The sequence below is a fragment of the Amycolatopsis sp. WAC 01416 genome (genome assembly GCF_003947485.1).
GTDB lineage: Bacteria > Actinomycetota > Actinomycetes > Mycobacteriales > Pseudonocardiaceae > Amycolatopsis.
The window spans coordinates 588,583-611,606 of the sequence record NZ_QHHX01000001.1 but is presented as its reverse complement, the minus strand read 5'-3'; the positions used below and the strand labels follow the sequence as shown (position 1 = coordinate 611,606).

General features: G+C 67.9%; 22 protein-coding genes. 12 read left to right on the top strand and 10 right to left on the bottom strand.

From position 1 onward, the window contains the following. The first annotated feature begins 58 nt into the window (after positions 1-58). Both leuS and DL990_RS03020 read left to right on the top strand, forming a co-directional pair. Entirely contained in the window at positions 59-2,905 is a 2,847-nt protein-coding gene (leuS, locus tag DL990_RS03025) for a leucine--tRNA ligase (RefSeq protein ID WP_125797815.1), read from the top strand. Positions 2,906-2,994: 89 nt separating this feature from the next. Beyond that, positions 2,995-3,732 carry a 3-oxoacyl-ACP reductase family protein gene (locus DL990_RS03020; RefSeq protein ID WP_125781488.1) on the top strand — a complete coding sequence of 246 codons (738 nt, stop codon included), beginning with the start codon at positions 2,995-2,997 and terminating at the stop codon, positions 3,730-3,732. Between the two features lies 1 nt (position 3,733). On the opposite strand, the gene DL990_RS03015 is transcribed toward DL990_RS03020, so the two are convergent. Further along, positions 3,734-4,450: a TetR/AcrR family transcriptional regulator gene (locus DL990_RS03015; RefSeq protein ID WP_125781486.1), complete on the bottom strand. Its 717-nt coding sequence runs from the start codon at positions 4,448-4,450 to the stop codon at positions 3,734-3,736. Positions 4,451-4,547: 97 nt separating this feature from the next. Between DL990_RS03015 and DL990_RS03010 the strand changes: the two genes are divergently transcribed. Beyond that, complete coding sequence (locus DL990_RS03010) at positions 4,548-5,645, top strand: hypothetical protein (protein WP_233620367.1); 1,098 nt, start codon at positions 4,548-4,550, stop codon at positions 5,643-5,645. On the opposite strand, the gene DL990_RS03005 is transcribed toward DL990_RS03010, so the two are convergent. The 5 genes from DL990_RS03005 to DL990_RS02985 all read right to left on the bottom strand — a co-directional run bounded on the left by DL990_RS03005 (position 5,629) and on the right by DL990_RS02985 (position 9,267). Continuing rightward, positions 5,629-6,270 carry a DUF3558 domain-containing protein gene (locus DL990_RS03005; protein ID WP_233598676.1) on the bottom strand — a complete coding sequence of 214 codons (642 nt, stop codon included), beginning with the start codon at positions 6,268-6,270 and terminating at the stop codon, positions 5,629-5,631. The genes DL990_RS03010 and DL990_RS03005 overlap by 17 nt on opposite strands. Next, positions 6,267-6,665 (bottom strand): hypothetical protein, encoded by a 399-nt coding sequence (locus tag DL990_RS03000; RefSeq protein WP_125797813.1) that lies wholly within the window; start codon positions 6,663-6,665, stop codon positions 6,267-6,269. The genes DL990_RS03005 and DL990_RS03000 overlap by 4 nt, the downstream gene beginning before the upstream one ends. A gap of 14 nt (positions 6,666-6,679) precedes the next feature. After that, positions 6,680-7,435, bottom strand: a complete 756-nt coding sequence (locus DL990_RS02995; RefSeq protein ID WP_125797812.1) for an ESX secretion-associated protein EspG — start codon at positions 7,433-7,435, stop codon at positions 6,680-6,682. A gap of 2 nt (positions 7,436-7,437) precedes the next feature. Continuing rightward, on the bottom strand, positions 7,438-8,817 hold the full coding sequence (locus DL990_RS02990; RefSeq protein WP_125797811.1) for a hypothetical protein: 1,380 nt from the start codon (positions 8,815-8,817) through the stop codon (positions 7,438-7,440). A gap of 78 nt (positions 8,818-8,895) precedes the next feature. Continuing rightward, entirely contained in the window at positions 8,896-9,267 is a 372-nt protein-coding gene (locus DL990_RS02985; RefSeq protein WP_125781476.1) for a hypothetical protein, read from the bottom strand. A 191-nt stretch (positions 9,268-9,458) separates the two neighbouring features. Here DL990_RS02985 and DL990_RS02980 point away from each other — a divergent pair, with 191 nt between their 5' ends. From DL990_RS02980 to DL990_RS02945, 8 genes are all read left to right on the top strand, one after another. Further along, entirely contained in the window at positions 9,459-10,007 is a 549-nt protein-coding gene (locus DL990_RS02980) for a YbaB/EbfC family nucleoid-associated protein (RefSeq protein ID WP_125797810.1), read from the top strand. Between the two features lie 23 nt (positions 10,008-10,030). Then, entirely contained in the window at positions 10,031-10,372 is a 342-nt protein-coding gene (locus DL990_RS02975; protein WP_125781472.1) for a hypothetical protein, read from the top strand. Then, on the top strand, positions 10,365-11,441 hold the full coding sequence (locus DL990_RS02970; protein ID WP_125781470.1) for a WXG100 family type VII secretion target: 1,077 nt from the start codon (positions 10,365-10,367) through the stop codon (positions 11,439-11,441). Before DL990_RS02975 ends, DL990_RS02970 begins: the two co-directional genes overlap by 8 nt. A 38-nt stretch (positions 11,442-11,479) precedes the next feature. Further along, positions 11,480-13,138, top strand: coding sequence for a DUF6346 domain-containing protein (locus DL990_RS02965; RefSeq protein ID WP_125797809.1), 1,659 nt, complete (start codon positions 11,480-11,482; stop codon positions 13,136-13,138). Positions 13,139-13,457: 319 nt separating this feature from the next. Continuing rightward, positions 13,458-14,318 carry a ribokinase gene (locus DL990_RS02960; protein ID WP_125781466.1) on the top strand — a complete coding sequence of 287 codons (861 nt, stop codon included), beginning with the start codon at positions 13,458-13,460 and terminating at the stop codon, positions 14,316-14,318. A gap of 68 nt (positions 14,319-14,386) precedes the next feature. Next, entirely contained in the window at positions 14,387-16,021 is a 1,635-nt protein-coding gene (gene ptsP / locus DL990_RS02955) for a phosphoenolpyruvate--protein phosphotransferase (protein WP_125797808.1), read from the top strand. Positions 16,022-16,045: 24 nt separating this feature from the next. Beyond that, the gene (locus DL990_RS02950; protein ID WP_199746208.1) at positions 16,046-16,615 is read left to right on the top strand and encodes a cadmium resistance transporter; all 570 of its coding nucleotides are present in this window, start codon (positions 16,046-16,048) and stop codon (positions 16,613-16,615) included. An 83-nt stretch (positions 16,616-16,698) separates the two neighbouring features. Next, positions 16,699-18,117: an MFS transporter gene (locus tag DL990_RS02945; RefSeq protein WP_125797806.1), complete on the top strand. Its 1,419-nt coding sequence runs from the start codon at positions 16,699-16,701 to the stop codon at positions 18,115-18,117. Here DL990_RS02945 and DL990_RS02940 read toward each other — a convergent pair. Then, positions 18,114-18,776 (bottom strand): DUF1707 domain-containing protein, encoded by a 663-nt coding sequence (locus DL990_RS02940; RefSeq protein WP_125781457.1) that lies wholly within the window; start codon positions 18,774-18,776, stop codon positions 18,114-18,116. The two genes, DL990_RS02945 and DL990_RS02940, sit on opposite strands and share 4 nt — an antisense overlap. 189 nt (positions 18,777-18,965) lie before the next feature. Between DL990_RS02940 and DL990_RS02935 the strand changes: the two genes are divergently transcribed. Next, the gene (locus tag DL990_RS02935; protein WP_125797805.1) at positions 18,966-19,892 is read left to right on the top strand and encodes a hypothetical protein; all 927 of its coding nucleotides are present in this window, start codon (positions 18,966-18,968) and stop codon (positions 19,890-19,892) included. 42 nt (positions 19,893-19,934) lie between these two features. Here DL990_RS02935 and DL990_RS02930 read toward each other — a convergent pair whose 3' ends face one another. The 3 genes from DL990_RS02930 to DL990_RS02920 are packed head-to-tail and all read right to left on the bottom strand — an operon-like array spanning position 19,935 to position 22,950. After that, a complete protein-coding gene (locus DL990_RS02930) occupies positions 19,935-20,594 on the bottom strand; it encodes a response regulator transcription factor (RefSeq protein WP_125781454.1) in 660 nt (219 codons plus the stop codon). Continuing rightward, a complete protein-coding gene (gene macS / locus DL990_RS02925; RefSeq protein ID WP_125781452.1) occupies positions 20,591-21,757 on the bottom strand; it encodes a MacS family sensor histidine kinase in 1,167 nt (388 codons plus the stop codon). Before macS ends, DL990_RS02930 begins: the two co-directional genes overlap by 4 nt. Continuing rightward, positions 21,754-22,950 (bottom strand): AI-2E family transporter, encoded by a 1,197-nt coding sequence (locus DL990_RS02920; RefSeq protein ID WP_125797804.1) that lies wholly within the window; start codon positions 22,948-22,950, stop codon positions 21,754-21,756. Before DL990_RS02920 ends, macS begins: the two co-directional genes overlap by 4 nt. Between the last annotated feature and the right edge of the window lie 74 nt (positions 22,951-23,024).

The window sequence follows — 23,024 nt, the reverse complement described above, 5'->3', positions numbered from 1 at the left end:
GAGGGGTCGAGTTGTTTCTGGAGTGGCTTGACGTGGATGAGCACGGAGGATTTCGGCGATGAACCAGGCGAGCGAAGGCGCCGACGCGGCCCCTCAGCACCGCTACACCGCGGAGCTGGCAGGCCAGATCGAGCAGCGTTGGCAGGACTACTGGTCCGACCACGGCACCTACCACGCGCCGAACCCGGTCGGCCCGCTCGCGGACGAGAGCGGAGAGGTCCCGTCGGACAAGCTGTTCGTCCAGGACATGTTCCCGTACCCGTCGGGCGCCGGCCTGCACGTCGGGCACCCGCTGGGCTTCATCGCGACGGACGTCTTCGCGCGGTACCACCGCATGATCGGCCGCAACGTGTTGCACACGATGGGCTTCGACGCCTTCGGCCTGCCGGCCGAGCAGTACGCGGTGCGCACCGGTCAGCATCCGGCGAAGACCACCGACGAGAACATCACGACGTACCTGCGTCAGCTGCGCAGCCTGGGCCTCGGCCACGACGATCGTCGCCGGATCCGCACCACCGATCCGGAGTACTACCGCTGGACCCAGTGGATCTTCCTGCAGATCTTCAACTCCTACTACGACGAGAAGGCCGGTAAGGCCCGTCCGATCGTCGACCTCGAGACCGAGTACGCGCAGGACAAGCGCCGCACGCCCGACGGCCGCAACTGGTGTGAGCTGACCCGCGCCGAGCAGCTGGAGATCATCGACTCGCACCGGCTGGTCTACATCTCCGAGGCACCGGTCAACTGGTGCCCCGGCCTGGGCACGGTGCTGTCGAACGAAGAGGTCACCTCCGACGGCCGCAGCGAACGCGGCAACTTCCCGGTGTTCCGGCGCAATCTGCGTCAGTGGATGATGCGCATCACCTCCTACGCCGACCGCCTGGTCGACGACCTGGACCTGCTGGACTGGCCCGAGAAGGTCAAGTCCATGCAGCGCAACTGGATCGGCCGCTCGCACGGCGCACAGGTGAAGTTCGAGGCGGGTGAGCAGGAGATCGAGGTCTTCACCACCCGCCCGGACACGCTGTTCGGGGCGACCTACGTCGTCGTTGCTCCGGAGAACCCGCTGGTCGAGAAGCTGACAGCGGCGACATGGCCCGAAGGCGTCGACGCCAGGTGGACCGGCGACGCCGCGACTCCCGCCGAGGCGATCGCCGCGTACCGTGACGCCGCTTCGCGGAAGTCCGAATTGGACCGTCAGGAGAACAAGGAGAAGACCGGCGTCTTCACCGGCTCCTACGCGGTGAACCCGGCCGACGGCAAGGAGATCCCGGTCTTCGTCGCCGACTACGTCCTGATGGGCTACGGCACCGGCGCGATCATGGCCGTCCCCGGCCAGGACAGCCGCGACTGGGAATTCGCCGAGAAGTTCGGCCTGGAGATCATCCGCACCGTCCAGCCGACGGACGGCTTCGAAGGCAAGGCGTTCACCGGCGACGGCCCCGCGATCAATTCAGGGTTCCTGGACGGCATGGGGGTCGACGAGGCCAAGAAGACGATGATCGGCTGGCTGGAGGAGCACGATCACGGCCGCGGCACCGTCCAGTACAAGCTGCGCGACTGGCTGTTCTCGCGTCAGCGCTACTGGGGTGAGCCGTTCCCGGTGGTCTACGACGAGGACGGCCAGGTCCACGCGCTGCCGGACAGCATGCTGCCGGTCGAACTGCCCGAGGTCGCCGATTACTCGCCGGTGACCTTCGACCCGGAGGACAAGGACAGCACGCCGTCCTCGCCGCTGGCGCGCGCCACCGCCTGGGTCGAGGTCGAACTGGACCTGGGCAATGGCAAGAAGACCTACCGCCGCGACATCAACACCATGCCGAACTGGGCGGGTTCCTGCTGGTACCAGCTGCGGTACCTGGACCCGACCAACTCCGAGGTGCTGGTCGCGCCGGAGAACGAGGCGTACTGGGTCGGCCCGCGTCCCGCCGAGCACGGCGTCGAGGACCCGGGCGGCACGGACCTGTACGTCGGCGGTGTCGAGCACGCGGTACTGCACCTGCTGTACTCGCGGTTCTGGCACAAGGTGCTGTTCGACCTTGGCCACGTTTCGTCCAAGGAGCCGTACCGGAAGCTGTTCAACCAGGGCTACGTCCAGGCGTTCGCGTACACCGATTCCCGTGGCGTCTACGTTCCTGCCGAAGACGTCGTGGAGAAGGACGGCAAGTTCTTCTTCGGCGACGAAGAGGTCAAGCAGGAATACGGCAAGATGGGGAAGACGCAGCGCAACGTCGTCACCCCGGACGAGATGTCCGCGAACTACGGCGCCGACACCTTCCGCTTCTACGAGATGTCGATGGGCCCGCTGGACGTCTCGCGGCCTTGGGCGACCAAGGATGTCGTGGGCGCGCAACGGTTCCTGCAGCGACTGTGGCGCCTGGTCGTCAACGAGGACACCGGCGAACTGCGGGTGTCCAATGTGGACGCGACCGACGAGGATCGCAAGCAGCTGCACAAGACGGTCGCCGGAGTCCGCGAGGACTACGCGGAGATGCGGTTCAACACGGCCGGCGCGAAGCTGATCGAGCTGAACAACTACGTCACCAAGACCTACGGCGGCACCGAGGCGGCGCCACGGGAACTGGTGGAGCCGCTGGTGCTGATGCTGGCGCCGCTGGCCCCGCATCTGGCCGAGGAGCTGTGGAAGCGCCTGGGCCACGCGGATTCGCTGGTGCACGGGCCGTTCCCGGTCGTCGACGAGAAGTACCTGGTCGAGGACTCCGTGGAGTACCCGATCCAGGTCAACGGCAAGGTGCGCTCGCGTGTCACCGTGCCCGCCGACGCGGACAAGGACGCCGTGCAGACGGCCGCGCTGGCCGACGAGAAGGTCGCCGCACTGGTCGGCGACGGCACGCCGCGCAAGGTGATCGTCGTCCCGGGACGGCTGGTCAACATCGTGCTGTAGTGCCGTGGCCGAAAGACGCCAGCGTCGAGGGTCGTGAAGCGATTCGATGGAGTTGTTCAAGGACAACGAAATCGAACGGAGAACACCCCATGACCCTCGACGGCAAGGTGGCTTTGGTGACCGGCGGCAGCCGCGGGATCGGTGCCGCCACGGCGATCCGGCTCGCCCAGGACGGCGCCGACGTCGCACTCACCTATCAGCACAACGCCGCGCTCGCGGCCGGTGTCGTGGACGAGATCAAGGCACTCGGCCGCCGGGCGCTGGCGATCCAGGCCGACAGCGCCGACGCCGCGGCTCTGGTTTCCGCGGTCGACACGACGGTCGCCGAGTTCGGCAGGCTCGACGTGCTGGTCAACAACGCGGGCGTCGGCTTCGTCGGACCGCTCGACCAGACGAGCCTGGAGGACATCGACCGCGTGCTCGCGGTCAACGTCCGCGGTGTCTACGTGGCCACGCAGGCCGCGGCCCGGCACCTCGGCGACGGCGGGCGTGTGGTCACCATCGGCAGCTGCGTCTCGGACCGCGTTCCCGGCCCCGGGATGTCGCTGTACGCGGTGAGCAAGACCGCGATGCTGGGCATGACCAAGGGCCTCGCCAGGGAACTCGGGCCGCGCGGCATCACCGTGAACCTGGTCCACCCCGGCCCGACCGACACCGACATGAACCCGGCCGACGGCCCGTACGCCGCCGACCAGCGGAGCCTGACGGCGTTCGACCGCTACGGTTCGCCGTCGGAGGTCGCCGCCACCGTGTCGTTCCTGGCCCGGCCGGAAAGCAAGTACGTGACCGCGGCGACCGTCTCGGTCGACGGCGGGCACGCGGCGTAGCTCACTCCGCGGTGAGGCCGATCTCGCGCGCGAGATCGGCCAGCATCGCATCGAAGAGGACGTCCGGTTTCGAGAACGGGATCGGATAGTTGCCGAAGACCTCGAGCGTGACGTGCCCGTAGAGCCGGGCCCAGAACTGGATCATCAGGTACGTCACGCCGAGGTCGAGCTTCTCCAGCGGGAACGTCGCGCCGGACTCCTTCAACACGGCGAGCAGTTCCTCTTGGAAGGACGTGAGATCGTCGCGCAGCTCGACGGGCACCACGTCGTTCGACGGCGTCACCAGGTCGTGCATCGCGAGCACCCGGCCCGCCGCCGCGAGGAAGATGCGCCCGAACGGCTCGTCCAGCCGGTTTCCCGCGTCCGAAGACGGCGACGCGAAGACCAGCGTGAACTCCTTGGTGTGCGCGAGCGCCCAGCGCCGGAATCCCTTGCAGATGGCGAAAAGCTGAAGCGCGCCCTCGTCCGGAAGCTGCGCGATGTCCTCGGCGAGCCCGGCCGCGAGATCCGCGACGACGTCCGCACGCAGGTGCTCGACCAGATCGTCCCGGGAGCCGTAGTAGCGGTACAACGCCGGCGCCGTGATGCCGAGCTCGCGTGCGATCGCCCGCAGGGTCACGGCCTCCGGCCCCTGCTCGACCAGGAGCGCCCGCGCCGTCCGGCGGATGTCCTGATCGGTCGCGGCGCGCTCGCGACCCCTGCGGCCGGTGTTGGTCATCCGCGCATTCTAGGTGGTCAGTGCGGGGATGGAGCCGCATGGCCTCACGCTGTCGCGGGCTGGCTTCCGCTTCCGCAACTCGTAGCGTTCCATCTTGATGAGACGCCTACTTCTGCTGATCGTGCCCGCCTTGCTCTGCGCCGCCTGCGTTCCCCGGCCCGGGCCCGCTGACGCCGCAGATCCGCCTCCGCCACCCCAGCGCTTCATCCTGAAGGAAACTCCCAGCACCGAACCGGCGGCCACCTTCCAAGGCGGTTTCGTCCACAACGCGTGCGCGACCCTCACCGCCGATGTGCTGGCGGCCGCGGGGCTGGCGTTGAAAGACGGCTTCCTCCAGGGCGGCGACCGCCTGAGCACCACCGACGGAGACCGCCCCGACCTCGCCGGAAAGGGCCTGTGGGCGAGTACCTGCGGCGGCAGCGTCACCGTGTCCGGCGAGCCGGACTTGACCGATATCAGCGTGCGCCTGCACGTCTTGCACTCGCGATTTTCGCAACGGATGGATTGGCGGGACGCCGTACTGGAGGTCGGTGCTCGCCGGGGATCACCGGAAGACATCAGGGTGAGCCTCCAGACCGACTACAACATCCTGGAGCTCGGCATCAGCGGCTTCACCAAGCTCCCCGATCCCGAAGCCGCCTTGACCACGCTGCTCGACGGCATCCGCCAGAACGTCGCCCAAGGGCCGCGGTCCATGCCGGTACACAGCTACCCCGCGCCTTACGACCTCGTCGCCGACCCGTGCGCGGCGTTTCCCGCGGAGGTCTTCACCACGATCACGGAACGGCCGACCGATGGTTTGCAGCGGGATCTGTTCAGTTTGAGCGAAACCCCCGGCTCGAAGCACAACAGTGTCGAGATGCGCTGTGACCGCGCCGGCCAGGTGGCGCTCTCGGAGGGAATCGCACCGAACGTCACCGTCAGCCAGACCGTGCTGTCCGTGCCGGACCCCGCCGCCGCCATCGCCAGTGTTCGCGAGCAATGCGACTTCAGCCAGGGCGAGCCGCTGTCCCGGCCGATCGGAGAGGCCGGTTGCGGCGATTTCGGCGCCGACGGCGGGCAGGTTCTGTTCCCCAGCGGCCGATCGATGGTGCGGATCAGTCTCATCGCCGCGAAGACCGATCCGACCACCACTCGCGAAAACCTGGCCAAAGGTGCAGAGGCCGTCTATGCGCGGCTTACGCCCTCCCCTTGAGGTTCTTCAGGACTTCAGCCGCCACACTGCGTCCTGCAATGCAGGAGTCCTTACCTTCTCGATACGCCTTGTCTCCGAGGCCGAGTGAAACCGAATAGGCAAGCTGATCTGAGACGCCTACCACGACGACGCAGAACTTCTTGTCGTCTTTCGAAACGCCCACGTTGTTGGCATAGCCGATCGTCGGGTAGCCGTCGATCGGGTCAAGTTCGAGCCAGCGGGCTGTTTTCGGTTTTACGCTTTGATAGGGGAGGCTGATTCCTTGGTCGGACTTGGTTTGGTAGCTGATCGAGAAGCCCGCGCCGGTTCCCGATGCGGAACTCCAGTCGCACGCGGCGCCGAGGGCGTCGGTTCCGGGCTTGCCAGGACGCGGTTCACCGATGAAGGATTCGAGTTGCTGGGTGGTGAGGGCGCTGTCGCAGGGGCTCCCGTCGAGCACCTTGGCCGGTAACGGATTCTGCACGGCGGGTGCTCCGCTGTTCGGGACACCCGCCACGCTCGACGATGCGGCAGGTGTTCCTGGTGTGGGGGTGCCGGGGGTGGTGCGGTCGCCATTGCAGGCTGCCAGGAGCAGGATGCCGTTGGCCAGCAAAGCGAAGGCGGCCAGTTGGTTTCGTGAGGTCAATCGATTGTCCCGCTTTTCTTGGTCGCGTCGGCTGCTTGCCGGTCGGCTTCCTCGGTCAGTCCCAGTGATTTTTCCAGTCGGAGGATGAGTTCGGTGAAGTACTCGTCCTGGAATCGTAGATGTCCTTCATAGAATCGCCCGGTTTCGTTGACGCCGTTCGGGCCGTCTACCGCATGCTTGCTTGCTGGTTCATCGCCCGGTGGTACGACCTGTGACAACCGGGCCGCAGCGTAAAACTGGTTGCGGATGAAGTCTCGTTGATCTTGGCACTTCTTGAGCAGGCCACGCATCTCGTCACCGTTCATGGTGAAGCCCTGACCGGTCGCCGGCGCCGCTCCACCGCCCACGACGTCGTCACTGTTCTGGAACCAGACATCTCCGAAGAACGAAGTCATCGAGATCTCCCCCTTTACTTCAGTCCGTGCAGGGTCGCGTAGAGGACGTCGACCAGGACGTCCCTGCTCCCCGGTTCGAAGCTGACCAGCGGTTCGCCGTCCTCGCCCGGCAGCACGTAGGTGAGGACGCGTCCGGCGTGGGCGGTGTCGACCACGGTGAGCGGAGTGCTCCTGGTGCCGTTGTTGACCGCATAGAGCTGGTGCACCCCGGTGCGTTTCGCCGCCATCAGTTCCCGCGCCGAGGGCAGCGGGTCGTAGGCAGGCTCCTCGGTCGGGTCCTCGAGGTCGTAGGAATCCTCGTAGACCGGCTGGCCGGAGAAGCGTGATTTCGGGATCTTGACCGGATTGATCCGAGCCGGTGCGACCGGGGGCAACATGTCGACCAGGGATTCGGCGCCGTAGCCGGGGTCGATGACGTCGATGCGGATCTTCTCGTCCTGGCGGATCACTCGGACCGCGTCCGGGCCGGACGCCGACACGAGGATGTTCCCGGTCTCGTCCGACTCGATGTCGCCGAGCCAGGCGGTGAACCGCAGCGGGCCGGTGGCCAGCACCCGGAGGAGGTCGCGGAACTCCCTGGTCAGGGTGCCTCCGGAGGCCAGTTTCAGCTCGGTGAGGGTGTCGAGCACCGCGTCGTCGAGCTTCTTCTTGGTGTCTTCGGCGAGCCACAGGTGGTCCGAACCGAGCGCCGCGGGCGGGGCGCCGTGGCGCTCCCATTCCCACGCGGTGAGCAGGACGGTCTTCGGCAGGTACAGAGGTGCTTCGAACACGGTCAAAGCCCGATCACCGGCGGGACCGGCTTCGTGTTAGTGCCGCCGAAGACGCTCTCGGGGTCGGCTTCCTGCAGGTACGAGGCACGCTGGTGCTCCTCGTCCTCACCGCCCTTGCCTTTGCCCGCGCCGGCGCCCATCGGGCCCATCCCGGGCGCGCCGGGCCTGCCCGCGCCCCCGGCGGGACCACCGGGCATTCCGGGACGCGCCACCTGGCCGGGTTGACCGGGAGCCATCGCCCCACTGCCGCGACCGGCTCCGGGCGTGGCGGCGCCACTGCCCGGCCCACCGGAAGAACCCGAGCCGGGTCCGAAACCGCCGCCGTTGCCGGGACCGAATCCCGGTCCGAAACCAACCCCGCTGCCACCACCTGGGCCGAAGTTGGTGCCACCACCGGTGCCGGGGCCGAAGGACGGCGGCTGGTAACCCGGATACGACGAAGGCTGCGGAGGCGTGTAGCCCGCTGCCCGCGTGCCGTCGTCGTACTGACCTGGGCGGAAGCCCGGATCCGAAGGCTGGTGAGGCCGGGGAGGTTCATACGGCCGCGGGCTCGGGGTTTCGTGGCCGGGTGGCGGCCCCGTCGGTGGCGGTGGCTGCACCCCGCCCGGAGGCGGCCGGTACCCGCCGTCGCCGGGATCCGAGCGCCCGTCGAATCCCCGCACCTTGCCGTCGTCACCAGGGCCGGGACCGGGGCCGCTGTCGTCGACCTTGAAATCGCCGCCGTCGAACGCGCCGAGCTGCCCGTAGTCGATGGTCCGGCCCGTGGTGTTCGAGCTCGACTGGTCGTTATAGGCGTTGTAGCGATCGAGGTTCGCTTGCGCCTTCTGGTTGTACTGGTTGACCTTGTCTTCGGTGTCGGTGTCCCACGGAGTCGCGTCGTCGTAGGTGCCCGTGGTCGGCGGGTCGGCGGCGACTTCCCGGTCGAGTGAGTTCTTCAGCGACACGAACTGATCCAGCTGCGTCTGCGTCAATCCCGAATTGCGCTCAAGACTCGATGACGCCGACGTGGACGAGTCGGCGAGCGGCTGAAGCTTCGCGCGCGCCGCGTCGGCGGCGCCACCGGTCCAGGCGGACTCCAGCGCCGTCATCACACCGCGGGTCCCGTCATGCAACTGGGTCTGGTTTCGGGCTTGTTCGCCGCCGACCCTGCGCGCCTCTTCCAATGAGCCGGTGCCAGGGCCGTTCAGGACGGCTTCGAGCAGCTGCTTGGGCGTCATTCCGCCCTGGTTGACCGCTCCGGAGCCGTCGCTCACGTTCGACCCGACGATTCCGCCGACGATCGCACCGACCGGCCCGCCCACGACGAAACCGGCCGCCGCACCGGCGCCCGTCTTGCCGAGCAGCCCCGCGGCCGCCTCCCATACGTCCCCGAACAAACCCATCGAAGCCCTCCCCGGCCCAATCGGTTGATGTCTTGCGCTCACGCACAATACCGTGCCGATTACACCAGGTGGGCGGATTCAACCCAGAAGGCGAGCTTGCAGCCGGGTGATCGGCCGGAGCGCCAGGAAGATCGGAATGGCCATTCCGAGCGCGACGAAGAAATGCACGATCCAAGCCCCCGCCAGCGTCGGCCCGCCCCACGTGCCCTCCGGGTCGTTCCCGGTCCAGAAGAACCCGTAGGTCGCGATGCGCCCGACAAGATAGAAGAGCAGCAAAGCGAGCAGGAACGCGATCACACTCGGACCGAAGGCCGCCAAGAATCGCGGCCGTGCCCCGCTTCCCTGCCCGAGCCAGCGCCGAGAGAGCCCACGCTGGACCTTCGCGCCACCGAGGTAACCCGGAAGAACGAGCAGTGCGTAGATCGCGCGTTTCCAGTCCGAAATCGTCATACCCGGCACGCTATGAGCTTCTGACCTGTGCTGATACCGGGCTGACCGCCGACCCAGGGTAGGGAAAACCAGGGATCGTTGTGGTGATCCACACGACCGGGGTGTGGATGCGCGCGAAACGTTCCCCGCCGTCAGACGGGTATGCAACACTCGGTCGCCGAATGGCTACGACGTGAACAGGGGAGGTTCGCGTGTCGAACCCTGAGCAGCTCTTCGCTGATTTCGAGGCCAAGCTGGCCGACGCCCAGCGAAAGGCGAATCAGATGCGCACCGAGATCGAAGGCGTCTCGGTGTCCGAACGCAGCAAGGACGGCCAGATCTCGGTCAAGGTCAACCACGCGGGAAACCTCGTGGGCCTGGAGATCGGTCCGTCCGTGCGGGACAACCCGGCGCTCGCGCAGGAGATCCTCCGCGTCGTCCAGAGCGCGCAGAGCAAACTCGCGGGCGCGATGCAGGCCGGCGTCCCGTCAATCGCGGGCACCGAGACGATGAACGAGCTGGTCAACCAGCTGCAGAGCGAGTACCCGGAACCCGAGCCGACAGGCTACGTCGAGGGCGGTCACCAAACGGTGGACGAGGACGCCCGCTTCGTCGCCGAAGACGAACTCGACGCGCCCCCGCCCCCTCCCGCCCCGAAGCCGCCCGCCCCTCCGGCCACACCCGCGCCACCGCGCGCCGCGCGACGGCCGCAGACGGACCACGAGGACGACTACTTCACCGGCGGCGACTTCCTGCGCTGAGCGGGTTCTTGAGGGAGGGAATCATGGGACAGCCACAAGGCAAACAGGGCTTCAATGTCGACCCGGTGCGGATCGACGAGCACGCCAAGCAGGTCGAGAAGACTTTGGAACTGCTTCAGACAGCATTGAGCGCTGACCAGACGAACCGGATCAAGTCCGAGGACTTCGGTCTGATCGGTGATCTCGTCCAGCTCGACGCATGGTGCAACACCGCCGCAGACAAGGCGGTCGAAGCTCTCAAGGCGGCTGTCGATGCCGGGAATTACCACGTGGACACGGTCCGAGCGTGGGCTCAGGCGCGCCGGGTCGACGATGAATCCGCCAAGGATCTGGTCAACCGTGCGGGGCAGGTGAAGCATGGCTGAGCCGGGCTCGAACCAGATCATCCAAGACGCCACGAAGGAAACGGACTCGGAGAAGTACGTCGTCGACAGTGCCCTGGAAGGCGCGGGCGCGATCCAGGACACCATCGGCGGCATCGAAAAGCTCGTCCACGGTGACTGGACGGAAGGCCTGCTCAGTCTGGGTAGCGCGGGCGTCGACATCGGCATGATCGCCGCTGGGGGCAACCCGTTCGAGTCTCTTCTGAGCTGGGGGCTCGGGTGGGTCATCGAGCATGTCGACTTCCTGAAGGAACCGCTCGATTACGTCACCGGCGATCAGGACGCGCTGGATCTCGAAGCGCAGAAATGGACCACCATCAGCAAAGACGTCCAGAAGATGGCGGAAGAACTTACGGACGAGGTCCGTAAGAACACCATGGACTGGACCGGTCAGGTGGCCGACCGGTACCGCGAGTACGTACAGGAACAACTGGACACCTATCGTGCGCTTTCCGATGCCGCGAGCAATGCGGGCGCCGTCGTGGAGATCTGTAAGACGATCCTCGACGTCGTCCGCACGCTCATCCGGGACCTCATCACCGATACCCTCGCCAAGATCATCTTCATCCTGCTCAGGTACCCCCCGCCCGGCTACCCCGGAGCCCTTGCGGGTGAAGGTGTTCCGTTCGCCGTGAAGCAGGCACGGAAGGCGATGGGGCAGGTTCAGCGTCTGATGAAGGCCTTCTCGAATGCCAAGGGCATCCTCAAACTCCTGGGCGAGGCGCTGGAATCCATCGCGAAGGGGTTCGGCAAGTACGCGAAGGGTGTTGGCCAGGGGCTCAGCCACATGGCCAAGGAAGTTGTCCCGGGCCTTGGTGGCGCGGCGATCAAGGAAGCCGTGAAAGGCGTTCTCGACGTCGGTGTCGGCAGCGACAACAACCAGAGCGATCTGGACAAACAGCGTGACAAGACGAACACCACCATCGAGCCCAAGGACAGTGGAGTGGTCGGCAGCGGTGGCGGAAGGACGGCTGCATCGTCGGTTCGCAAGGACGGCGTCGAGCCGGTATTCGACCAGCCTGGCGAGCAGCGGATCTCCGGTTCGTTGTAATGAAGGGCGCAAGCCGGACTAAGGCGACCGGTGCAGGTGTGCTCGCCGCGGCGGTGACGGTCGCATTGGTGATCGGGCCTTTACTTTTCTTCGTTTGCCTGACGATGTTCCGCTTGGCGGGGGCGCCGGAGATCAACACCGGACAGACAGCGGTCGGCGACGCTTCGGCAGTGATCAAGACCTGTGAGCGCCGTGGCCCCGTTTCCTCCGAGGGCTTCGGTTACTTCTGGGAGTGTGATGCCGAGGTCACGGTGAACGGCCACTCGCTCGGCGCCATCAGGTTCGATCCAGATGAGCTGACGCCGGCCGATGGAACGAATGTCGTCGGCGTTCAGCGAAGTGGCGATCACTGGCAGCGCGACGTCGCACATCCCTATCGCCTGCTGCACGTGGCCGGGCTCGTGATCCTGATGATCGACTTCTTCGCGGTGTTGGCGGCTTTGATACCGCTGCTCGTCTCCGTCCTGTGGGTGTTCGCTCAGCTCTGGCGTCGAAAAACTCCCGAAACCGTTGCCTCCGGGGAAGAGGAGCAGCAAGTCGCCATTCGGATCAAGGCCCCTCCGAAGCCGAAGCGACGCTCGCCTACCGGAGCCACCGTGCTCGGCTTCAGCGGTCTTTTCTCACTGGTAATCGGCGTGTGGATGTTCTACCTCCACAGCCGGCTGAGCGGCGATCTTTGGGGATTCGCCGCAGCCCTGTCGATCGTGTTGCTCGGAATCGGGTTTTCGGCCGCTGCGGCTTGGTGGGCTTTCGCGCCGGAGAAACCCGGTGAGGTAAAGACGATCGAACTCACGGAAGCGGGGATGAGGCAGCAGGACGATTCGTCGGAGGCGTTGGTGTTGCCGTGGGATGACGTTCGATCTGTGGTGTTCGATGAACGCGGGCGACCAGGGCGGATCAGTGTCCACTTGACCTTGGCCGACGAGGCGTCGAGGGAGAAGCTTCTCGAGGAATATAGACAGCCCTCGAAGTACGGAGTCCTCCTGACTCCCGAAATCGCGATGGAAGAGGCGGAGTCGGCGTCGGAAGCGATCGAAGATTTTCGCCCTGGCTTGGTGCATTGGCGCTCGCGCGAACTCTCGCGCGGTGGTTTCGGGCCCGGCAGGAACTCCGGACCGCGTCTGGTGAGATGGAAGGACGGGGCATCCGCCGCACAGCGGGTGGATGCGGAAGCCATGCGAGCGGACGAGCCGGTCAGGATCCGGTCCGGCCGGATGCCAGGAGCGAGAATCCTCGGTTTCGCCGGGCTTTATGCGCTGATCGTTTTGCTGTTCGTCCTTCGGCAGTCCGCTGATTCCGTGCCTTTGTGGTGGTCACCGGTAGTCGTGCTCGCGACGGTGACGTGGGGCGTGGTGCTCCACAAGACGCGATTCCGCGGAACGCCCGGCGTTTTCGAAGTGGACGAAGACTCCTTGACCTGGTTCGAGCGCGACACGCCCCAGAGGCATGTCGTACCACGCGAAATTCCACCGGTCGATGTGCTGCTCACGGACCTCCAGCAGCTCCAGTTCGAGCGCGTTCCACCGGAGCACGGCCGGAAGTACGTCAGGCTTTCGGTACGCAACGATGGTGTCCGGTCGGTTCTCGCGGAGAAGATCACGGCAGCCGCCGCATCGCGTCTGACCGAGACGCTGAAAGCACGATCCGCCTTCGCGGGCGATGTGGTGCTCAAGCAACCAGGGCGAACCGCGGCCTGAGCAGCGGCGCCCGCGAACCGGGGCGCCGCCGGCGCCGATCACTCGGGGGGCTACGTGATCGACGCCGGCGACCCGATGCCCCACTCCCGGCAAGCCGGAATCGGGGCAACGTCACCGCGTGGACGCGGCAACGCATCTCAAGAGCGGGCGTGATCGCCGAAGTGACGTCCGGGGGAAGGTTATCCCCCGAAAGAGTGACGGCGTTCCGCTGCTCGCCTGATTGTCGCACTACGCGCCGAGAAAGTTACAAAGTTCTTCACATCTTCGCCGGGAGAAGGGTCATGACCGGACAACTGCTGGTCATGGCATCGTTTCCTCCATGACTTCTCAGGTGCTGGTCATCGGGTCCGCCAATGCCGATCTCGTCGTCCCGGTCGACCGGCGACCCGGGGGTGGCGAAACCGTACTCGGTGGCGACACGGTCTTGTCGCCGGGTGGCAAGGGCGCCAACACGGCGGTCGCCGCGGCGAGGCTCGGTGCCGACGTCGCGTTGCTCGGGGCGGTCGGTGACGATCCGTACGGCGAGTTGCTCAAGCGGTCGCTGGCCGAGTCCGGGGTGAACACGGGCTCGTTGCGCACGAGTGAGCGTCCGACGGGGATCGCGTACATCACGGTCACGCCCGACGGCGAGAACTCGATCCTCGTCTCGCCAGGCGCCAATTCCGGGCTGCGCCCCGAGGACATCGATCTCGACGGCGCCGAGATCGTGGTGTTGTCGTTGGAGATCCCGCTCGAGACCGTCGAGCACGCCGTCGCGAAGGCTGTCGAGAATGGCGTGAAGACCTTGTTGAACCTGTCCCCGGCGGCCGAGCTTTCCGCGAAGACGCTTCAGGGGCTCGACGTCCTGCTGGTCAACGAGCACGAGGCTGCCTTCCTGCTCGGTGGTGAGGCTGACTTCCCCAAGTTGCTCGATCTCGGTCCGAAGGCCGCTGTCGTGACGCTCGGCGCGAAGGGGGCGGCGGTGGTGACCGCGGACGGCGTGACGGAGGTGTCGTCGCCGAAGGTCGAGGCCGTCGACACCACGGGCGCCGGTGACGCTTTCGCGGGCGCGCTCGCCACGTCGCTCGCGAAGGGCGAGGGGCTGGCCGACGCGGCGCGCAGGGCGGTGAAGGTGGCGGCGATCACCGTGACCCGTCAGGGCGCGCAGCCGTCGTATCCGACGACGTCCGAACTGGAATGATGTGTGCTTCTGTGTTGTGCTGTCGGCTATGAGTCAGGTCACGCCGCCCATGAGATATGGTCTAGACCATGCCGTCTGAGTCTTTGACCGGGGTCGCCGTCAGTCCCGGCCGCGCGAGCGGTCCTGTCGTCCGGGTCGCCGAACCGCTCGGCGAACCCGCGAGCACGCCGGCCCCGGCCGATCCCGCCGCCGAGGCCGCCCGGATCGCCCCGGCCGCGCAGATCGTGGCCGGACGCCTCGAGAAGCTGGCCGAGACCGCGACCGGTGAGGCCGCGACGATTCTCATCACCACGGCGGCGATGGCGGCCGACCCGGCGCTCGTCTCGTCGGCGGAGCAGCTGGTCAAAGACCAGAATCTGCCCGCGCCGCGTGCGGTGCATCAGGCGGCGGGCAAGTTCGCCGACGCGCTCGCGGCCGCCGGCGGCTACATGGCCGAGCGCGCTCGCGACGTCCTCGACGTGCGCGACAGGCTTGTCGCCGAGCTGCTCGGCATCGCGCCTCCCGGCGTTCCCGACCTCGAGTCGCCGAGTGTGCTCGTCGCCCGTGACCTCGCGCCCGCCGACACCGCGGGTCTCGATCCGGAGAAGGTGCTCGCGCTCGTCACCGAAGAGGGCGGCCCCACCAGTCACACCGCGATCCTCGCCCGCGCGCTCGGCATTCCCGCCGTCGTCGCGGTCCGCGGCGTCCTCGCGCTCGACGCGCAAGCGCTTGCGGTGGACGGTGACACCGGGGTCGTCGAGGTCGCGGACCCGAACGCCGACGTCGTCACGGCCGCCAAGACCGGCGCGATCGAGTGGAACGGCACCGGCGCGACCGCCGACGGCCACCGCGTGAAGGTGCTCGGCAACGTCGGTTCCGCCAACGACGCCCAGGCCGCCGCCGAGGCGGGCGCCGAGGGCGTCGGTCTCTTCCGCACCGAGTTCTGCTACCTCGACGCGTCCTCCGAGCCGAGCGTCGAAGAGCAGCGCAAGGCCTACACCGCCGTGCTCACACCGTTCCGCGGCAAGCCGGTCATCGTCCGCACCCTCGACGCGGGCGCCGACAAACCGCTCGCCTTCCTGGAGCCCGAGGTCGAGCCCAACCCGGCGCTCGGCGTACGTGGCCTTCGGGTCGCTTTCGACCGGCCCGAGATCCTCGACCGCCAGCTGGAGGCCATCGCGGGTGCCGCGCAGGACTCCGGCGCCGAGGTTTCGGTGATGGCCCCGATGGTCGCCACCGCCGCCGAGGCCGCCTGGTTCGCCGAGCGCGCCCGCGCCGCCGGAATCGCCCGCGCGGGCGTGATGATCGAGATCCCGGCCGCCGCGTTGACCGCCCGCGAGATCCTCGACGTGGTCGACTTCGTCTCCGTCGGCACCAACGACCTCGCGCAGTACACCTTCGCCGCGGATCGCCAGCTCGGCGCGGTCGCCAAGCTCAACGACCCGTGGCAGCCGGGGCTGCTGCGCCTGCTCAAGGTCATCGGCCAGGCCGCGAAGGACACCGGCAAACCCGCCGGTGTCTGCGGTGAGGCCGCCGGCGACCCGCGGCTCGCGCTGGTACTGGCCGGGCTCGGCCTGACCAGCCTCTCGATGAACGCGCCCGCCGTGCGCGCGGTCGGCGCGAGCCTTGCCGCGACCACGCTGGCCGAATGCGAGGCGCTCGCCGACGCGGTCTTGGCCACGGCGAACCCGGTCGAGGCCCGCACGGCGGCCGCCAAGCGATAGCAAAGGTCCCTTGCTCCCGCCGTGGTGGACTTCGGCCTGATCGGCCAGGCCGCGGGCATGTTCGCGGCGACCAACGTCGACGACCTCGTGCTGCTCGCGCTCTTCTTCGCCAACGCCGCCGGCCGGCGCGGTGCCCTGCGAGTGGTGGCCGGGCAATACCTCGGGTTCGCCGGCATCCTCGCCGTTTCGATCGTCGGGGCGCTCGGTGCGGGACTGCTGCCGGATGCCGTCCTGCCCTGGCTCGGGCTGGTGCCGCTCCTGCTCGGTCTGCGTGCGGCGTGGCGCGTCTGGCGTGAGCGCGGCACCGGGACCGAAGAGCCCGAGGCCGGTCCCGGTGTGCTCGCCGTGGCGGGGGTGACCTTCGCCAACGGCGGCGACAACATCGGCGTCTACGTTCCCGTGTTCGCCAACACCGGCACCGGCGGGCTGATCGTGTACGCCGTCGTATTCCTCGCGCTCGTCGCGGTCTGGTGCCTGGCGGGCCGGTTCTTCGCGACCCGCCCGGTGATCGCCCGCGCCCTGGCCCGCTGGGGCCATTTACTGCTTCCGGTCGTCCTCATCGGCATCGGCCTGCTGATCCTCCTGCACGGCTGAAAAAGATCGGGCGGCATGTCGAAATCCGGTCCACCGCTTCGACGCCTGGGTGAAGACACCGAAGCGACGAAAGGACGCCGACCATGACGACCACCATGACCCCGACGCGGGCTGGACGCCGGGAATGGGTCGGGCTGGCCGTACTGGCCCTGCCCACCTTCCTGGTCTCCCTCGACGTGTTCGTGCTGATCCTCGCGTTGCCGAAGCTCAGCCAGAGCCTCGGCGCCGACAGCGTCCAGCAGCTGTGGATCATGGACGTCTACGGCTTCATGATCGCCGGGTTCATGGTCACGATGGGCACCCTCGGCGACCGGATCGGCCGCCGGAAACTGCTGCTCATCGGCGCCACGGCGTTCGGGCTGGCCTCCGTGCTGGCGGCGTTCTCGACCAGCGCGCTGATGCTCATCGTCGCCCGTGCGCTCCTCGGTATCGCGGGTGCGACGCTGGCGCCGTCGACGCTCGCCCTGATCAGCAACCTGTTCCTCGACAGCCGCCAGCGCTCCCTCGCGATCGGCATCTGGGCAGGCTGCTTCACCGTCGGCGCGATCGTCGGGCCGATGGTCGGCGGCGTGCTGCTGGAGCACTTCTGGTGGGGTTCGGTGTTCCTGCTCGGCGTCCCGGCGATGGTCCTGCTGCTCGTGGTCGGCCCGAAACTGCTGCCCGAGTACCGCAACGAGAACGCCGGCCGCGTCGACCTGCCGAGTGTCGTGCTTTCGCTGGTCACGATCCTGCCCGCGGTCTACGGCATCAAGGAACTCGCCCGCGACGGCGTCCACGTGGTCCCGGCGGCCTCGCTCCTGATCGGTCTCGGCTTCGGGGTGGTGTTCGTGCGACGCCAGCGAATCCTCCAGGATCCGCTGATCGACCTGACGCTGTTCCGGGCCCGCGCGTTCACGACGGCGATCGGCGGGATGTGCGCGTTCACCATGCTGGGTGGCACGACCATGCTCTTCGTCGCGCAGTTCTTCCAGATCGTGCTCGAGCTTTCGCCGGTCGGCGCCGCGCTGGCGTTGCTGCCGGGCATGCTCGCCTCGACCGTCAGCTTCCTCGGCGCGCCGATCCTGGCCCGCCGCGTCCGTCCCGCCACGCTGATCGCGACGGGGCTGGCGGGCGCTGTCTGCGGGTTCCTGCTGCTGACGCAGGTCGAGGCGGGCGCGGGTCCGGTGATCCCGTCGATCGCCTTCGCCATCACCTGCCTGTGCGGCGGCCCGCTGGTCACCCTTGGCACGGATCTGGTCGTCGGCTCCGTGCCGCCGGAGAAGGCCGGTTCGGCGGCCTCGCTTTCGCAGACCGGCAACGAATTCGGCTACGCGCTGGGCATCGCGACCGTCGGCACGCTGGGCAACGCCGTCACGCGGTCCCGGCTCGCCGACGCGGTCCCCGCGCACGACGCGTTCGCCAGCGGGATGCACGCGGTGTCCGGGCTGGCCGCGCTGGTGCTGGCCGCGGTGGCGTACTTCGTGCTCCGGCACCTCCGCCACGTGCGCCCGGTCGGGGCCTAGCCGAAGAAGCCCCGCCGCGGGTACTTGATGATCAGCGACCCCCCGTGCACGCGCCCGGTGATGACGAACCGGGGCGTGCCGGGGCGGCCGTTCGAACGCGTCCGGTCGTCGAGGTTGCCGAACTTGATGTCGGTGATCGAGTTGGTGTCGACGGCGCCGTTCTCGGGGATGGTGATCTCCACCGGACCCCATTTGGCCTGCAGTTCGATGTGCACGACCGGATGCCGGATCTCGGCCTGGGAGAAGTCCAGTTTCGTGGCGCCGTACTTGTTCCGGATCACCATCGACTCGGGGACCAGCCAGTTCCCGTCGCGCTGCAACGCCGAGTACTTGCCGTTGAGCTCCATGACCTGCCCGGACGACTGCGCGTAGGCGTGCTGCCTCGGCGGCGACCACGGGTTCTGTTGCTGTCGAGGCACCATTCCCGCCTCGGGATGCACCAGACCTGGCAGATCCGTGAGCACCGCGTTCAGCTCGCCGCGGGTCTTCGAAGCGAGGGCGCGGTCGGTCCGTTCGGTGAATTCGTCGAGGTTCAGCATCCCGAGGCCGATCGCCTTCTGCAGGACTTCGATGACGTGTTCGCGTTCCGCGTCGGAGACCCGGATGTCCCGTCCGGTCAACGGCTTGGTTTCGGTCGCCGGCTGCTCTTCCTCGCCCATGCCTTGAATGGTAGAACCGGATCTCACGCGCGAGATCGGGGAAATACCCTGAACAGACCCGCATTTCTTCCCTGTGCCGCTCTGCTGGCGGCGTTCCTCCTGCTGGCCGGTTGCACCGTCGAAGCAGACCCGCCGGAGGCCGTTCCGACGCCGACGGCCCCACCAGCGTCGAAACTCGAAGGCGAACCGGTGGACTACAGCGGTTTCCGGCTCGTCATGTCGACTTCGCCGCCTTCGATGCTCGATCCCGCCACCGGCGTCACCACCCCGCTTCCGGGCGCTCCGGCCGGGGACCGGGTCAACGACGTCCTCCGCGTCGGCAAGTTCCCGGTCGTGCTGTCGGCCGCGCGCTGCGGGCCGTCCTGCCTGGAGCCGTCCGAAGTACTCGTCTACGGCGATCCCGGGAACCAGCCGTGGAAGCTGGGCAAGGCCCGCAGCGTCGCCCCGGCCGCCGACGAGAGCGGCGTCTGGCTGATCCGTGACGACGGCGACGACCTCTGCCGCCTCCAATACGTCTCCCTGCTCGGTGCGGAGCGCGATCGCGGCCGTCCGGCGAGCTGCACGACAGCCGTTCGCCAAGAGGTACCGAAGGGTCTGCTGATCACGGTGAACAGCGGGACGGCCAGTGCCGAGGACGTGCTGATCGACCCCGCGACGGGCCGCGCCCTGCACCAGTTCCCCCGGGTACTGGCGGTCACCAAGGAACGGATGCTGCTGGCCGAGCTGACCAAGTTCTCCGTGCTCGACCTGCGCAACGATCAACGGATGCCGGTCGAGCGGCCGGTGGCCAACGGCACGCCCGGCATGGTGGTGCCGAGTCGCGACGGTTACCAGGTCGCCGTGCTCTTCGGTGACCCCGCCTGGGCCGGGACCGCGACGCAGACCGCGGACGTCTGGGTGCTCGCACTCGACACCCTGACCTGGACGCACGCGCCCTCGACGCCGATCGCGACCCCGCTCAAGCAGGTCGCGATCGAATGGACCGAGGACGGCAGCCTGGTGATCGCCACCGACGTCGTCGCGAACTGGCGCCTCGATCGGCCGCGGTGGACGGTCGTCAAGACACCCTTGCCCGCCGAGCGGAACCAGCGGGTGGTGGCCATCGCCCAGGGCTGAGCCTTCGCAAATCCGAGGCCTCCGGCCGAAAAGGCACGCGCGCTATTCCACGTCCAGTCCGTGTTCGATGGCGTAGCGGGCCAGTTCGACACGGTTGTGCAGCTGGAGTTTCCGCAGCGTGGACTGGACGTGGTTCTCCACCGTCCGATGCGACAGCACGAGCTTCTCGGCGATCTGCCGCGCCGTCATCCCCTTCGCGACCAGGCGCAGGACGTCGGTCTCGCGTTCGGTCAGCCGCGGCGGCGCGGGCCCGTCGTCCGGGGCGTCGGCCATGCGGCGGTACTCGCCGAGCACGAGACCGGCGAGGCCGGCGGTGAACACCGGGTCGCCCGCCGCGGTCCGCTTGACCGCGTCCACGAGCTCGGTCGCCGAAGCCGATTTGACCAGGTACCCGGAGGCGCCGGCCTTCACCGCCTCGAGGACGTCGCTGTGCTCGCCGCTCGCGGACAGCACCAGCACCTTCGTCGACGGCAGTTCCGTGGTGATCTCGCGGGTGGCGTCGACCCCCGACGTCTCGCCGAGGTTGAGGTCCATCAGGACGACGTCCGGCCGGACCGTCCGCGCGATCCGCACCGCGGCCGGCGCGTCCGGCGCGGTGGCGCGCACGTCGAATCCGTGTTCGGCCAGGTCGCGCGCGACCCCGTCCCGCCACATCGGATGATCGTCGACCACCATCACCGAGACCTGAGCCTCACCGGTCATCGCTTTCCCCTCGCCGCGACTGGAACCTTGACTTCCCATTCCGTGCCCTGGCCGGGCGCGGTGTCGAGGGCGGCGCTTCCGCCCAGATCCCGCACCCGTCCCTTGATGGACTCCGCGATACCTAGATGTCCCTCGGCCGCCGCTCGTTCCAAAACGCCGGGCGCGATTCCGGGGCCGTCGTCGCGGACGCTGACCACGACCTCGGTGCCCAGGTCCTCCAGCAGCACCCAGGCGTGCGCGTCTTCACCCGCGTGTTTCTCGACGTTCGCCAGCGCCTCGCGCGCCACGGCCACCAGTTCCGCGGTCACGTGCTCGGGTAATTGGACCTCGCCCGCGGGGGTCGACACCTGCACGGACGGCGTCGCGAGCAGTTGCAGCGCGGCCCGGAGGTCGGTCGTCCCGTTCTCACTCGAACGCGTCGGTTCGGTAGTGACCAGTGCCCGCAGCGCGATCTCCTGCTCGCCTGCCAGTTTCGCCAGTTCGGCGGCCTCCCCGCCGAATTCGGCGCCGCGTTTGCGCACCCGCGCGAGTACCTGCAGGACGCTGTCGTGGATCGAGCGGGCGAGCCGTTCCCGTTCGGCCGTCGCCGCCTCCATGCGCAACGCCCTGGTCAGCGCGTCGGCGGACCGGCGGGCCATGGTCGCGGCGAGACCGATCACGAACCCGCTCGCGGTCAGCAGGAAGCCGTCCCGCGCGACGTCGACGTCGAACCGCCAGCGCACCAGCCCGGTGACCACCGAGACCACCAGTCCGGCGAGCACGCCGCCGACGGCGCCGAACCGCGTCCCGGCGGCCGCGGGCGGGACGGCCGCCCACACCGTCGTGATGAGCGGGGTGTTGGCGTCGAACTGCCCGGTGGTCAGGATCCACGCCGACGTGAACATGAGGACGGCGGTCACCACGAGGTCGACGCCGACCAGCCACGGCCAGCGGCTCGACGGCCGCGCGTAGAACACGCTGCTCAGCACCGTCCACACCGTCATCGCGCCGAACGCGGTCCACGCGAGCCACTTATTCGCGTAGCCGTCGTAGTGGACGATGAACGAGCCCAGTGCGAAGAGCAGCGTCGTCACCCGAAGCACGATCACCCCGCGCCACAACGGGGTGACCGGGTCCCGCGTGCCGAGCGCCGAGACGGCGCGCCAGAGCGGGGTCTCGGTCATGACTCGGCTTCGGCCGCTTTCCCGGCATCGTTGGGTTGCGCCGCCTGATCCTTCAGCACATCGATCTCGGCCGGATCGGGATCGTGTTCGTGCAGCAGCGACCGGATCCCCGCGTTGAGCACCGCGAGCAGCGGCACCGAAAGCAGCGCTCCGGCGATCCCGGCGGTGACCAGACCGGCGGTGATCGCGAGCACCACGGCGAGCGGGTGCAGCTTCACCGCGCGGCCGAGCAGGATCGGCTGCAGCACGTGGCTTTCCAGCTGCATGACACCGATGACGATGGCCAGCACGATCAGCGCGCCGACGACCCCCTTCGTCACCAGCGCGATCAGCACCGCGACCGCGCCCGCGATCACGGCACCGATGATCGGGATGAAGGCGCCGAGGAACACCAGCGTCGCCAGCGGGATCACCAGCGGCACGCCGACGATCGCCAGCCCGACGCCGATGCCGACCGCGTCGACCACGGCCACCGCCGCCGTCGCGCGCACGTAGCTGACCAGCGACGCGAACCCGCGCCGCCCGGCGACGTCGACCCGGTCGCGCACGCGCCCCGGCACGCCACGCACGAGGAACTTCCAGATCTGGTCGCCGCCGGAAAGGAAGAAGATGAGGATGAACAGCGTCAGGATGAAGCCGGTGACGATCTCGCCGACCGTGCCCGCGGTGGTGAGCGCGGTGGTGGTGATCGACGCCTGGTTGTTCTGCAGGAAGCTGATCGCCTGGTTGATGAACTCCTGGATCTGCTCCTGCCGCAGGTGCAGTGGCCCGTCGATGAGCCAGACCTTGATCTGGTTGAGGCTCTCCGTCAGCTGCTTCTGCAGTTCCGGCAGGCCGGAGGAGAACTGCGCGACGACGAACGTCAGCAGCCCGCCGAGTACCGCGAGCCCGGCGATCAGCACTATCCCGGCCGCGAGCCCGCGAGGGAACTTCAGCGTCGTCAGCTTGGAGACCGCCGGCGCGAGCAGCGCGGCCAGCAGCAACGCGATCGACAGCGGGATCACGACGACCGACAGATAGCCGATCAGGAACACGATGACGTAGAGCGCGGCGATCACCACGATGAAGCGCCATGACAACGCCGCGCCGATCCGCAGGCCGCGGGGCACGAGGTTGGTGACGTCTTCGGTGGACTCCGAAAGGAACGGGTTCGCCGGGTCGAATTCCGGCTGTTTGCGCTGGGGCTCGCTCACGGGCACACCGTATCGGTCCGAGCCGACGTTTCTTGAACATTCCGGGCAACGCGCACGACGCGAATTCGCCCGAT